Consider the following 13,072-nt stretch of genomic DNA (forward strand, 5'->3'; position numbering starts at 1 on the left):
CTTTGGCGTAGGTCCATTCCCTGCGAAATGTCAATTCTTGTTTCGTGGTGGCCATCCGCCATAATCCGTACTGATTTGCTGTCTTCAGGTCAGGTATGAAACTGAACTCGAAATATTTCGAGAAAATCCGCATCCGCCCCGACACCAAGGCGGAGGCCGACGTGCATGCGCCGCGCTGCCAGTGGGACGGCTGCGATCAGCCTGGCCTGCACCGCGCGCCGGTGGGCCGGCACAAGGAGGGCGAGTATTTCCGCTTCTGCTTCGAGCATGTGCGGCAGTACAATAAGAGCTACAATTATTTTTCCGGCCTCAAGGACAGCGAGATCGCCCGGTTCCAGAAGGAGGCGATGACCGGCCATCGGCCCACCTGGAAGGTCGGCTCTGTCGGCAAGGGCCAGGCGGCGCCCGATTTCGCCCCTTTCCGCTCCGGCCACGCCGCCTATTACCGGCGCCTGGGCGACCCCTTCAACCTGTTCGGCGATGCGCAGGCCGAGGCGCGCAGGCCGGTCGAAAGGCGCCTCAAGCCCCTTGAGGCCAAAGCGCTGGAAACGCTGGGCCTGGACGCCAAAGCGACTGGCGCCGACATCAAGGCACGCTATAAAACCCTGGTAAAGCGCCACCATCCCGATGCGAATGGCGGTGACCGGGGCTCCGAGGCCCGCCTGCGCGACGTCCTTCAGGCCTACAGGCTCCTGAAGCAAGCGGGTTTCTGTTAACCCCGGTCTCTGCTAGAGCAATTCCAGGAAAAGTGGAAACCGGTTTTCCGTCCGGAATTGCGACGAAACAAAGAGTTAGACCAGTTCATCGATTCCACGAAACGATAAACTGGTCTAAGAGGCCACGGTTTAAACGACAAGCGGCGCGGACAGGGGTCCGCTGCACGCTGGAGGTATGATGAACAAGATCGACCGCGATATCGCGAACCTGCCCGACACGACCGCCTCGGTGAGGGAAACATTCGGCTTCGATGCCGACATGGTGGTGCCTGCCTATTCCGTGGCGGATTCCCACGTGCCGGACATCGACCCCGACTATCTGTTCGACAAGCAGACGACGCTCGCCATCCTGGCCGGCTTCGCCTACAACCGCCGCGTCATGGTGGCGGGCTACCACGGCACCGGCAAGTCGACGCACATCGAGCAGGTGGCGGCAAGGCTCAACTGGCCCTGCGTGCGCATCAACCTCGACAGCCATGTGAGCCGCATCGACCTCGTCGGCAAGGACGCCATCGTGGTCAAGGAAGGGATGCAGGTCACCGAGTTCCGCGACGGCATCCTGCCCTGGGCCTATCAGCACAATGTCGCCCTGGTCTTCGACGAGTACGACGCCGGACGCCCGGACGTCATGTTCGTCATCCAGCGCGTGCTGGAGTCCTCCGGCCGCCTGACGCTGCTCGACCAAAGCCGCGTCATCCGCCCGCACCCGGCCTTCCGCCTGTTCTCGACGGCCAACACCGTGGGTCTCGGCGACACGACCGGCCTCTACCACGGCACGCAGCAGATCAACCAGGCGCAGATGGATCGCTGGTCCATCGTCACCACGCTGAACTACCTGCCGCATGACGACGAGGTGGCCATCGTCCAGGCCAAGGCCAAGCACTACCAGAACGAGAAGGGCCGCGAGATCGTCGGCCGCATGGTGCGCGTGGCCGACATGACGCGCTCGGCCTTCATGAACGGCGATCTTTCGACCGTCATGAGCCCGCGCACGGTCATCATGTGGGCGGAGAACGCGGAGATCTTCGGCAATGTCGGCTTTGCCTTCCGGCTCACCTTCCTCAACAAGTGCGACGAGCTGGAGCGCGCCGTCGTGGCGGAGTTCTATCAGCGCGCCTTCGGCGAGGAACTGCCGGAATCGGCCGCCAACGTGGTGCTGAGCTAGGAGGAGGAGATGCTCTACGAAGGCGGATGCCATTGCGGCGCGGTGCACTTCCACGTCGACGTCGACCTGTCGGGCCCGATCACCTGCAACTGCTCCTACTGCACGCGGCGCGGCAGCATCCTCGCATTCACGCCGGCCGAGAATTTCGAGCTTAAAAGAGGTGAAGACAGCCTGACCGAGTACCGCTTCTACACCGAGAAGATCCAGCACCTCTTCTGCTCGGTCTGTGGCATGGAGTCCTTTGCCCGAAGCGCCATGCCCGACGGCACGAAGATGACGGCTGTCAACGTGCGCTGCCTTGAGGGCGTCGACCTCGACGCCCTGGACATCAAACCGGTGGATGGCCGCTCCCGCTGAGCGGTCGGAGAATACGTCCTTGAGCCAAACGAACCGCAAGCCAGGCCAGCCCCAGGAGGCGCCGCTCGACCCGTTCAAGCGCGCGGTGGCGTCCTGCGTGCGCGCGATCGCCGGCGATCACGAGTTGGAGGTGGGTTTCACGAAGGACAGGCCCGGCATCGCCGGCAACCATGTCCGCCTGCCCGAACTGCCGAAGAAGCCGACGCCCGAAGCGCTGCACGTCACCCGCGGGCTCGGCGATTCCATGGCCCTGCGCCACGCCTGCCATGACGTACGCCTGCACAACCGCCTTGCGCCTCAGGGCCAGCAGGCGCGTGCCATCTTCGACGCCGTGGAGCAAGCGCGCGTGGAGGCTATCGGCGCCCGCTCCATGCAAGGCGTGTCCGACAACATCGCCGCCATGCTGGAGGAGAAGTTCGCCCGCGCCAACCTCGCCGAGGTGCGCGAGAGGGCCGATGCGCCGCTCGAGGAAGCCATCGCGCTGATGGTACGCGAGAAACTGACGGGCCGCGCCGCGCCCAAGAGCGGGGAGCGGGTCGTCGAATTATGGCGCGACTGGGTGGAGGAGAAGGCAGGTACCGACCTAAACGCCCTCCTGCCCAACATCGAGGACCAGGACGCCTTCGCCCGTACCGTGCGCGAGCTTCTGGGCTCCATGGACATGGGCGAGGATCTCGAGGAGGACAAGCAGGGCGAAGAAAGCGAGGAGGACAACGACCGGCCCAAGGGCGAGGAATCCTCCGAGGAAGGCGGCGAGGACGAATCCGAAGGCGACCGTAGCCAGGCCGACGAGGCCGACGCCGCCAGCGATGAGAACGAGGCGGGCGAGAGCGACGCCGCCGCGACCACGGCGGAAGACGTTTCCGAGCAGGACGACCTGGACACGGAGACGCCGGGCGAGGCAAGGCGCCCCGAAAGCCCCTTCGATCAGGCCGCGAGCGAGATCGACTACCGCCTCTACACGACCGAGTTCGATGAGGTGGTGAACGCCGAGGACCTGTGCGACGAGGAGGAACTGGACCGCCTGCGCGCCTTCCTCGACAAGCAGCTTGCCAACCTGCAGGGCGTCGTCGGACGGCTGGCGAACCGTCTGCAACGGCGTCTGATGGCGCAGCAGAACCGCTCCTGGGATTTCGACCTGGAGGAAGGTGTGCTCGACACGGCCCGCCTCCCCCGTCTCATCATCGATCCCATGCAACCGCTCTCCTTCAAGCAGGAGCGCGACACCAATTTCCGTGACACGGTGGTGACGCTCTTGCTCGACAATTCCGGCTCCATGCGCGGCCGGCCCATCTCGGTCGCCGCCACCTGCGCCGACATCCTCGCCCGCACGCTGGAGCGCTGCGGTGTGCGCGTGGAGATCCTGGGGTTCACCACGCGGGCTTGGAAGGGCGGCCAGGCACGCGAGAAGTGGCTGAAGGAGGGCAAGCCCGCCAACCCCGGCCGCCTCAACGACCTGCGCCACATCATCTACAAGAGTGCGGACACGCCCTGGCGCCGCGCCCGGCGCAATCTCGGCCTGATGATGCGCGAGGGGCTCCTGAAGGAGAACATCGACGGCGAGGCGCTTTTGTGGGCGCATCAGCGCCTGATCGCCCGCCCCGAGCAGCGCCGGATCCTGATGATGATCTCCGACGGCGCCCCGGTCGACGATTCCACGCTGTCCGTCAATCCCGGCAACTATCTGGAGCGCCACCTGCGCGGGATCATCGACCTCATCGAGACGCGCTCGCCTGTCGAACTGCTCGCCATCGGCATCGGCCACGACGTGACGCGCTACTACCGCCGCGCCGTCACCATCGTCGATGCGGAGGAGCTCGCCGGCGCCATGACGGAGCAGCTCGCCTCCCTCTTCGAGGAAGAAAGCTTTCGCCGCGGCCAGGCCGGCCGCTTGCGGCGCGCGGGCTGACGCTCCGTGGGCCGACGCTTTCCGTCCGGGCTTTGCGCGCTTCTCTTTTCTTTTGCCACCCTCTGCCCTTCCGGCACATGGGCCGAGGAAGCACCTCAAGCCTATGAGATCATAGCCCGTCCCATCGCCGAATTCCGCATCGGCTCCAGCGAGGCCCGTTTCGGGCCGCTGGAGTTCATCGGCGGACTGGAGATGACGTCGCGCAACCGCGCCTTCGGCGGCCTCTCCTCCTTCCGCTTCCTGGATGCGGGCAGGCGGTTCGTCGGCGTTGCCGACACCGGCCTCTGGTTCTTCGGTGCGCTCTCGCACGATGCCGGAGGCCGCCCGGAGGGCATCGACACTTTCACCATGGAGCCTATCCAGGACCTCGACGGCAACGTCAGCGGGGAGAAGTGGACCACCGATGCCGAGGCCATCGCCGTCGAAGGCGACCGGGTGACCGTCGGCTTCGAGCGCGACCACCGCATCGCCGAGTTCCGCCTCATGCCCGAGGCCATGGGCGCGGCTACCGGCGAGGTGGATTTCCTCGTTCCCGACTACGAACTGCGCACGAACCGCGGCTTCGAGACAGTCGCCCATGCGCCCGAGGACAGCGCCTTTGCCGGCGCCCGCGTGGCCGTAACCGAGCGCAGCATCGACACGCGCGGCAACGTCTTCGCCGCTATCCTCGAAGGCCCGCTGAAAGGCGTCTTCACCGTCGCCCGCAGCGACAACTATGACATCACCGACGGCGCTTTCCTGCCCAACGGCGACCTACTCCTCCTGGAGCGGCGCTTCTCCATGGCGTCGGGCATCGCCATGCGCCTGCGGCGTATTTCCGCCGCGAGCATCCGCCCCGGCAGCGTGGCCGACGGCCCGGTGCTGCTTGAAGCCGACATGAGCTACCAGATCGACAACATGGAAGCGCTGGACGTCTGGCGCCGCGGCGCCGACGGCGCCCTCATCGTCTCGCTCCTGTCCGACGACAACCACTCGATCCTGCAGCGCAACCTCTATCTGGAATTCCGGCTGCACGGGGAATAGGCGGGAATCCGGCGCCATGCATAAGCGGCGGTTCCACTGCTTGTGCGAGGGGAAATTGGAACGGTCTATTTATTGTCTTTCGGCCCCTGCCGCGCCACCAGCGATCAATGTCAATTCTACATTCTCGGACATGGAAGTTCGCACTTTGCTCAGCTTCTTTGACCAAGGCGCATATCGACAACACGAAAAGCCCCTGTTGACGTAGAGCACCTCCGTGAATTAGAACGTTCCAAAAGACAAACGCTGCTCCGGGGAGGAACATGGCCAGTCGCGGCAAGGCGACGATTCTCGACATCGCCCGCAAGGCCGGCGTTTCCAAGTCGACCGTGTCGCTGGTCCTGCAGGGCAGCGCGCTGATCCGGCCGGAGACCGCCTTGCGGGTCAGAAAGGCCATCGAAGAGGTCGGCTACGTTTACAACCGCGGTGCAGCCAATCTGAGAAAGGCCCACTCCAACGTGGTGGGCATGGTCATCAACGACCTCACCAATCCCTTCTTCGCCGAACTCGCCGTCGGCATGGAACGGGTCTTCCAGTCGGCCGGCATCGTGCCCTTCATCGCCAACACGGCGGAGAGCCCCGTGCGCCAGGGCGAAGTGCTGAAATCGCTGATGGAGCAGGGTGTGGCCGGCCTCATTGTCTCGCCCGCCCACGGCACGTCGCCGGACGCTTTCGAACACGTCCGCTCAGCCGGCATACCGGTGATCTTCACCATGCGCCGCTTGTCCGGCAGCCGCATCCCGGTGGTGGTGCCCGACAACCCCCGGGGCGCCTTCCTCGCCACGAGGCACCTCATCGGCAAGGGCCACCGCCGCATCGCCTTCCTGGGCGGCTTCCCGGACATGGTGGTCTATCACGAACGCGTCGGCGGCTATCGCGAGGCGCTTGCCGCGCATGGCATCGCAGCGGACGAGGCACTGGTCATCCAGGGCGACACAAACCGCAAAGGCGGCATGAGCGCGATCGATACGGCGCTTGCCTTCAGCCCGGCGCCGACGGCGGCCATGTGCTTCAACGACGCCGTCGCCTTCGGCGCCATGACCGGCCTGCGCAAGCGCGGCTTGGAGCCCGGCGGCAATTTCGCCATCGTCGGCTTCGACGACGTGGCCGAGGCCCAGCACTACATGCCCGCGCTCACCAGCGTCGCCGTCGATACTGCCGGGCTCGGCGAGCGGGCAGCGCACACGATGCTCAACATGATCCGCGCCGGCACCACCTGCGCCGAGAACCACATCGGTGCAATCAGCCTGATCGTGCGCGACAGCTGCGGGCCGGACATTACAGAAGCGAGGAGGTCGGCATGACGGTGAAATGGGGCCTGATCGGCGCCAGCACGATCGCGCGGCAGTTCATGATAAACGCCATCCGCAGCCAACCCGACGGCGAGGTTGTCGCCGTGATGAGTTCGAGCGCGGAACGCGCCGAGGCGTATGCGAGGGAGAACGATATCCCCCGTCACTTCAACGATCTCGACGCCCTTCTGGCTTCCGATATCGACGCTGTCTACATCTCCACCACCAACGAACTGCATCTGGAGCAGACGCTCGCCGCCGCCAAGGCCGGCAAGCATGTGCTGTGCGAGAAGCCGCTGGCGCTCGCCAGCGCCGACGCGCGCACGATGGTCGAAGCCTGCCGGGCGGCCGGCGTCCTCATGGGTACCAACCATCACCTGCGCAATGCCGGCGCCCATCGTGCCATGCGCGAAGCGATCAAGGCGGGCCGGATCGGCCGGCCGCTCGCCGCCCGCGTCTTCCATGCCGTCTATCTGCCGGAACACCTGCAGGGCTGGCGTATCACGCGGCCGGAGGCCGGCGGCGGCGTGGTGCTCGACATCACGGTGCACGATGCCGACACGCTGCGCTTCGTGCTGGGCGACGACCCGACGCAGGTCGCCGCCGTCACGCAATCCGCCGGCATGGCCGCCGGAGGGCTGGAGGACGGGGTGATGACGGCGATGACGTTCTCCTCCGGCCTCATCGCCCAGACGCACGACTCCTTCACGGTGAAGCATGCCGGCACCGGCTTCGAAGTGCACGGCACCGAGGGCTCCCTGATCGCCCGCGACATGATGACCCAGAAGCCGGTGGGCAGCGTCCTCTTGCGCACGGCCGAGGGTGAGGAGGAACTGAGCTTCGACCGGGAAGACCTCTACACACGCTCGCTGCGCAAGTTCCACGCCGCCATCCGCGGCGAAGGAAAACCGTCGGCGACGGGCGAGGACGGCGTCTGGTCGCTGGCGATCGCCGAAGCGGCGCTCGAAGCCGCCCGCACCGGCAGGACCGTCACTATCGATCCAAAGCTGGAGGCGCGCGCGTGAAGAAGGAGGTCACAGCGGCGCAGGCGGCGGAACTGATCCGCGACGGCGCGATCGTCTCCGTCTCTTCCTCCTCGGGGCTCGGCTGTCCCGACGCCATGCTCGCCGCCATCGGCGCCCGCTTCGAGCGCGAAGGGCACCCGCGCGCCATCACCACGCTGCACCCCATCGCCGCCGGCGACATGTACGGCATCAAGGGCATCGACCATCTGGCAAAGCCCGGCCTTCTGAAAAAGACGCTCTGCGGCTCCTACCCCTCGGGCCCCTCCTCCGCCGAGCCGCCGGAAATCTGGAAGATGATCGGCGCCAACGAAGTGGCGGCCTACAACGTGCCCTCCGGCATCCTCTTCGACATGCACCGCGAGGCGGCTGCCAAGCGGCCGGGCGTCTTGACCAAGGTCGGCCTCGGCACCTTCGTCGATCCGGAAAACGAGGGCTGCGCCATGAACGCGGCGGCCAGCGAGCCTATCGTTGCCCGCGTCTCCTTCGACGGCGAAGACTGGCTCTATTTCCGCGCCATCGCCCCCGACGTCGCCATCATCCGCGCCACCACGGCCGACGAACGCGGCAATCTTACCTACGAGCACGAGGGCGCCTATCTCGGCGCGCTCGACCAGGCGCTCGCCGCCCGCAACAATGGCGGTATCGTGATCGCCCAGGTCAAACGCATCGTCGAGAACGGCACCTTGAGGCCGCATGACGTGCGCGTGCCGGGTGTGCTTGTCGACCGCATCGTGGTGGCGCCGGACCAGCTGCAGACGACGCAGACGCCCTACGACCCGGCGATCTCCGGCGAAATCTTCCGCCCCCTCTCTTCCTTCTCCACGCCCGGGATGAGTGTGCAGAAGGCGATCGCCCGGCGCGTCGCCATGGAGCTTGCCGAGGGCATGGCGGTCAATATCGGCTTCGGCATCTCCGCCAACGTGCCGCGCATCCTCCTCGAAGAGGGCCAGCACGGCAAGGTGACCTGGGTCATCGAGCAGGGCGCGGTGGGTGGCGTTCCGCTCACTGACTTCAAGTTCGGCTGCGCTTCGAATGCCGAGGCCATCATGCCCTCGCCCCAGCAGTTCACCTATTTCCAGGCTGGCGGCTTCGATGCCTCGCTGCTCTCCTTCCTCGAGATCGACCGTGAGGGCTCCGTCAACGTCTCCAGGCTCGCAGCCCGCCCGCACGTCACGGCAGGCGCCGGCGGCTTCGTGGACATCACGGCGCGGGCGAAGAAGATCGTCTTCTCCGGCTTCTTCAAAGCCGGCGCCAAGCTGTCGTTGAGGAACGGCGGCGTCGGCATCGACCAGGAAGGCAAGGTCAACAAGGTTGTCGAAAAGGTCGAGCAGATCTCCTTCTCCGGTCGCCGTGCAGTCGAGCAGGGGCAGGACATCACCTACGTCACGGAGCGCTGCGTCATGAAGTTGACGCCGGACGGCCTGCTCGTCACCGAGCTTGCACCGGGCATCGACCTGCAACGCGACGTGCTGGCGCAGGCCGATATCCCGCTGCGCGTCGCCGACGGCCTCAAAACCTCTCCCGCCATTCTCTATGGCGAAGGCCCCATGGGCCTGGAACTCAACGGAGGCGCCCGTGTCTGATACGCTCGTGCGGCTGGAGACCGACGGCCATCTCGGCATCGTGACGCTTTGCCGGCCGGAGAAGTTCAATGCACTCGACATTCCGATGCTTGAAGCACTCGCCCGCCGCCTGGACGAGGTCGAGGGGGCCGAGGAGGTCCGCGTCGTGCTTATCCGCGGGGAGGGCAAAGGGTTCTGCGCCGGCGGCGACGTCGATGCCTGGTCCGCCTTGAGCGCGGCGGACTTCCAGACGAAATGGATCCGCCTCGGTCACCGCGTCTTTGACCGTCTGGCCCGCCTGCGCCAGCCCACCATCGCCGTCCTTTCCCGCCATGCACTGGGCGGCGGACTGGAACTTGCCGCGGCAGCGGACTTCCGGGTGGCCGAGAAGCATGCCAAGATCGGCTTTCCCGAAACGGGGATCGGCGTGGTGCCGGGATGGTCGGGCACGCAGCGCGCGGTGCGCCGCTTCGGCGCCCAGGCGGTGCGCCGCATGGCCATCGGCGGCGAGGTGATGACGGCCGAGGTCGCCCATACCTTGGGCGTCGTCGACCGGCTGGCCGAGACGGGACAGGGACTGGAGGAGGCGCGTGCCTGGGCGGCTGTTATCGCCGCGCGCGGGCCGCTGGCCACGGAGGCAACGAAGGCGATGATTGCCATTGCCGAAGGCGACGACGATGCAGCGGCGGACGTGCTCGCCAGCGGCTTCGTCGCCATGACGGGCGATCTGCGCGCCGGTGTGGCCGCCTTCCGCGACAAGCGAGCGCCCGCCTTCAGTCGGAAATGAGGACGAGGTCGCGTAGGAGGGCGACGGCACGAAGGAGGAACGGACCACAGGATCAGCCGACAGCCGGACCGCAAAGGCGCCCGGCAGGCTACGGAATTTCCGGCGCCCCGCGCCGGAGCATGCTGCAACTAGGGAGGAAACGATATGTTGCGCAAACTTCTGATCGGAACAATGCTTGCGTCGAGCGTCGGCGCTGCGGCCTACGCCCAGGACGTCGGCCGTGTCGAGGTGCTGCACTGGTGGACCTCGGGTGGCGAGGCCGCCGCCCTCGACGTGCTCAAGAAGGACCTGGAATCGAAGGGCGTCACCTGGGCGGACATGCCGGTTGCCGGCGGCGGCGGCGAGCAGGCGATGACGGCCCTGCGCGCCCGCGTCACGGCCGGCAACGCGCCGACGGCGGTGCAGATGCTCGGCTTCGACATTCTCGACTGGGCACAACAGGGCGTCGTCGCGGACCTCAACCAGATCGCCAGCGAGGAGGGCTGGGAAGAGGTCGTCCCCGACGCCTTGAAGCAGTTCTCCAAATATGAGGACACCTGGATCGCCGCTCCCGTGAACGTCCACTCCACCAACTGGGTATGGATCAACAAGGAAGCACTGGATGCCGCCGGCGGCAAGGCACCGGAGACCTGGGACGAACTGATCACAGTCCTCGACAAGATGCAGGAGAACGGCATCACGCCGCTCGGCCATGGCGGCCAGGCATGGCAGGACGCGACGATCTTCGACGCGGTCGTTCTCTCGCTCGGCACGGATTTCTACAAGGCCTCGATGATCGACCTCGATCCCGAAGCGCTTGGCGGCGAAAAGATGGGCGAAGCCTTCGCCCGCATGGAGAAGCTGCGCTCCTATGTCGACGACAACTTCTCCGGCCGCGACTGGAACCTTGCATCCTCGATGGTGATCGAGGGCGAGGCCGGCATGCAGATGATGGGCGACTGGGCAAAGGGCGAGTTCCTCAATGCCGACCAGACTCCGGGCGAGGACTTCGTGTGCATCCGCTTCCCCGGCACGCAAGGAGCGGTGACCTTCAATTCCGACCAGTTCGTCATGTTCCAGGTGGGTGACGAGCAGCGCGAAGCGCAGCTCATGATGGCCTCGGCGATCATGGACCCCGGCTTCCAGATCGCCTTCAATACGGTCAAGGGCTCCGTGCCCGCCCGCACCGACGTCCCCAATGAAGAGTTCGACGACTGCGGCAAGAAGGGCATGGCGGATTTGGCGGAGGCCAACACCAACGGCACGCTCTACGGCTCCATGGCCCACGGCCACGCCAATCCTGCCGCGGTGAAGAATGCCATGTACGACGTCATCACCCAGCACTTCAACGGCGAGATCTCGACCGACGACGCGCCGGCCGAGCTGGCGGCCGCCGTCGAGGCCGTGAAGTAACGCGTTCGCACCCATCCCGGCGGCTCCGGCCGCCGGGAGCCACCGCCAAGCCAGGGAGCGGCCCGTGAAGGAACGCCTGCAGGACTACGTCCCCAAGCTGGTGCTCAGCCCCAGCTTCTTCCTCATCCTTTTGTTCGTATACGGCTTCATCGCCTATACGGGCTACCTCTCCTTCACCGATTCGCGCATCCTGCCCTCCTACAACTGGGTCGGCTTCGAAAATTACGAGCGCCTCTGGAAGCTGCCGCACTGGTGGCGCGCCATCACCAACCTGGCGATCTTCGGCACGCTCTACATCGTTATCTGCACCGTTCTCGGCCTCCTGGTGGCCATCCTGCTCGATCAGAAAATCCGCGCCGAGGGCTTCCTGCGACCCATCTATCTCTATCCGATGGCGCTCTCCTTCATCGTCACGGGCACGGCGTGGAAGTGGTTCCTCGACCCCGGCATCGGCATCGAACACACCATGCATCAATGGGGCTGGGAGAGCTTCGCCTTCGACTGGATCAAGGACAGGCGGATGGCGATCTATACGGTGGTCATTGCCGCAGTGTGGCAATCCTCCGGCTTCGTCATGGCCATGTTCCTGGCCGGCCTGCGCGGCGTCGACCCCGACATCATCAAGGCGGCGCAAATCGATGGCGCCTCGACCTTCACCACCTACCGCCGCATCATCATCCCCTTGATGCGGCCTGTCTTCCTGTCGGCCTTCGTCGTGCTCGCCCACCTCGCCATCAAGGCGTACGACCTGGTCATCGCACTCACCGGCGGCGGACCGGGCCAGGCGACCGAGCTGCCGGCCACCTTCATGTATTCCTACACCTTCACGCGCAACCTCATGGGCATCGGCGCCTCGTCGGCCATCATCATGATGATCATGATCTTCTCGATCATCATCCCCTACCTCTATTCCGAGCTGCGCGCGGGGGCACGGCGATGACGACGGCAGCCACCGAAACGCCGCTTGCCGCTTCGCGCGCGCCATCCACCCTCGCGCCGAACCGGCTCGCCCGCGCCCTCATCTACGCTGCGCTCATCCTGTTCGCGGTCTACTATCTGCTGCCGCTCTACGTGATGCTGGTGAACTCGCTGAAGCCCCTCGACGAGATCCGCCGGGGCGATATGCTTTCCCTGCCGCTGGCGACTACCGTCGAGCCATGGCTCAAGGCCTGGTCGACGGCGCAGATCGGCGTGCAGCCGACGGGGCTCAAGCCCTATTTCACGAACTCGATCCTCATGGTGGTTCCAGCCGTCTTCATCTCTACCGTGCTCGGCGCGCTGAACGGCTATGTGCTCACCAAATGGACCTTCCGCGGCGCCGGCGTCGTCTTCGGGGTGATGCTGCTCGCCTGCTTCATCCCGTTCCAGATCGTGCTCATCCCCATGGCGCGCATGCTGGGCTTGCTCGGCTTGGCAGGCACCATCCCCGGCCTCGTTCTGGTGCATGTCGTCTACGGCCTCGGCTTCACCACGCTCTTTTTCCGCAACTACTACGCGGCCTTCCCGAGCGAACTCGTACGCGCGGCGCAGATCGACGGCGCCAGCTTCTTCCAGATCTTCCGCCGCATCCTGCTCCCCTCCTCGGGGCCGATCATCGTCGTCACCGTCATCTGGCAGTTCACCAACATCTGGAACGATTTCCTGTTCGGCGCCTCCTTCGCCGGCGTCGATTCCATTCCCATGACGGTGGCGCTCAACAACCTCGTCTCCTCCTCCACGGGCGTGAAGGAGTACAACGTCCACTTCGCCGGCGCGATCATGGCGGCGCTGCCGACGCTGATCGTCTACATCGTCTCCGGCCGCTATTTCGTGCGCGGGCTGATGGCCGGCGCGGTCAAGGGATAAGG

Annotated in this window: 12 protein-coding genes; all 12 read left to right on the forward strand. The window is 65.6% G+C overall.

Translation table 11 applies throughout. The annotated features are described in order from the left end of the window. Positions 1-95: 95 nt before the first annotated feature. The 12 genes from GM910_RS03300 (at position 96) to GM910_RS03355 (ending at position 13,070) form a co-directional block, all read left to right on the forward strand. Positions 96-716, forward strand: coding sequence for a J domain-containing protein (locus tag GM910_RS03300; RefSeq protein ID WP_159586089.1), 621 nt, complete (start codon positions 96-98; stop codon positions 714-716). Between the two features lie 178 nt (positions 717-894). Beyond that, positions 895-1,881, forward strand: coding sequence for a cobaltochelatase subunit CobS (cobS, locus tag GM910_RS03305; RefSeq protein WP_159586090.1), 987 nt, complete (start codon positions 895-897; stop codon positions 1,879-1,881). A 9-nt stretch (positions 1,882-1,890) separates the two neighbouring features. After that, the gene (locus tag GM910_RS03310) at positions 1,891-2,238 is read left to right on the forward strand and encodes a GFA family protein (protein ID WP_159586091.1); all 348 of its coding nucleotides are present in this window, start codon (positions 1,891-1,893) and stop codon (positions 2,236-2,238) included. After that, positions 2,222-4,147, forward strand: a complete 1,926-nt coding sequence (gene cobT / locus GM910_RS03315; protein ID WP_159586092.1) for a cobaltochelatase subunit CobT — start codon at positions 2,222-2,224, stop codon at positions 4,145-4,147. The genes GM910_RS03310 and cobT overlap by 17 nt, the downstream gene beginning before the upstream one ends. A 6-nt stretch (positions 4,148-4,153) precedes the next feature. Then, positions 4,154-5,170 carry an esterase-like activity of phytase family protein gene (locus tag GM910_RS03320; RefSeq protein WP_425482646.1) on the forward strand — a complete coding sequence of 339 codons (1,017 nt, stop codon included), beginning with the start codon at positions 4,154-4,156 and terminating at the stop codon, positions 5,168-5,170. 260 nt (positions 5,171-5,430) lie between these two features. Next, complete coding sequence (locus tag GM910_RS03325) at positions 5,431-6,471, forward strand: LacI family DNA-binding transcriptional regulator (RefSeq protein WP_159586093.1); 1,041 nt, start codon at positions 5,431-5,433, stop codon at positions 6,469-6,471. Next, the gene (locus tag GM910_RS03330; protein WP_159586094.1) at positions 6,468-7,484 is read left to right on the forward strand and encodes a Gfo/Idh/MocA family protein; all 1,017 of its coding nucleotides are present in this window, start codon (positions 6,468-6,470) and stop codon (positions 7,482-7,484) included. The genes GM910_RS03325 and GM910_RS03330 overlap by 4 nt, the downstream gene beginning before the upstream one ends. Then, positions 7,481-9,067, forward strand: coding sequence for an acyl CoA:acetate/3-ketoacid CoA transferase (locus tag GM910_RS03335; protein WP_159586095.1), 1,587 nt, complete (start codon positions 7,481-7,483; stop codon positions 9,065-9,067). Before GM910_RS03330 ends, GM910_RS03335 begins: the two co-directional genes overlap by 4 nt. Beyond that, positions 9,060-9,833: an enoyl-CoA hydratase/isomerase family protein gene (locus tag GM910_RS03340; protein ID WP_159586096.1), complete on the forward strand. Its 774-nt coding sequence runs from the start codon at positions 9,060-9,062 to the stop codon at positions 9,831-9,833. Before GM910_RS03335 ends, GM910_RS03340 begins: the two co-directional genes overlap by 8 nt. 147 nt (positions 9,834-9,980) lie before the next feature. Further along, positions 9,981-11,225: an ABC transporter substrate-binding protein gene (locus GM910_RS03345; protein WP_246225845.1), complete on the forward strand. Its 1,245-nt coding sequence runs from the start codon at positions 9,981-9,983 to the stop codon at positions 11,223-11,225. A gap of 64 nt (positions 11,226-11,289) precedes the next feature. Continuing rightward, complete coding sequence (locus GM910_RS03350) at positions 11,290-12,165, forward strand: carbohydrate ABC transporter permease (RefSeq protein WP_159586098.1); 876 nt, start codon at positions 11,290-11,292, stop codon at positions 12,163-12,165. Next, entirely contained in the window at positions 12,162-13,070 is a 909-nt protein-coding gene (locus GM910_RS03355; RefSeq protein WP_159586099.1) for a carbohydrate ABC transporter permease, read from the forward strand. Before GM910_RS03350 ends, GM910_RS03355 begins: the two co-directional genes overlap by 4 nt. Positions 13,071-13,072: the final 2 nt, after the last annotated feature.

The sequence above is a fragment of the Chelativorans xinjiangensis genome, from assembly GCF_009812055.1.
Taxonomy (GTDB): domain Bacteria; phylum Pseudomonadota; class Alphaproteobacteria; order Rhizobiales; family Rhizobiaceae; genus Chelativorans; species Chelativorans xinjiangense.

Bases quoted from the DNA above. Each gene is read 5' to 3' on its own strand.
- GM910_RS03310 (WP_159586091.1), top strand. From the start codon at position 1,891: ATGCTCTACGAAGGCGGATGCCATTGCGGCGCGGTGCACTTCCACGTC.
- GM910_RS03330 (WP_159586094.1), top strand. From the start codon at position 6,468: ATGACGGTGAAATGGGGCCTGATCGGCGCCAGCACGATCGCGCGGCAG.
- cobS (WP_159586090.1), top strand. From the start codon at position 895: ATGAACAAGATCGACCGCGATATCGCGAACCTGCCCGACACGACCGCC.
- GM910_RS03300 (WP_159586089.1), top strand. From the start codon at position 96: ATGAAACTGAACTCGAAATATTTCGAGAAAATCCGCATCCGCCCCGAC.
- GM910_RS03355 (WP_159586099.1), top strand. From the start codon at position 12,162: ATGACGACGGCAGCCACCGAAACGCCGCTTGCCGCTTCGCGCGCGCCA.
- cobT (WP_159586092.1), top strand. From the start codon at position 2,222: ATGGCCGCTCCCGCTGAGCGGTCGGAGAATACGTCCTTGAGCCAAACG.
- GM910_RS03325 (WP_159586093.1), top strand. From the start codon at position 5,431: ATGGCCAGTCGCGGCAAGGCGACGATTCTCGACATCGCCCGCAAGGCC.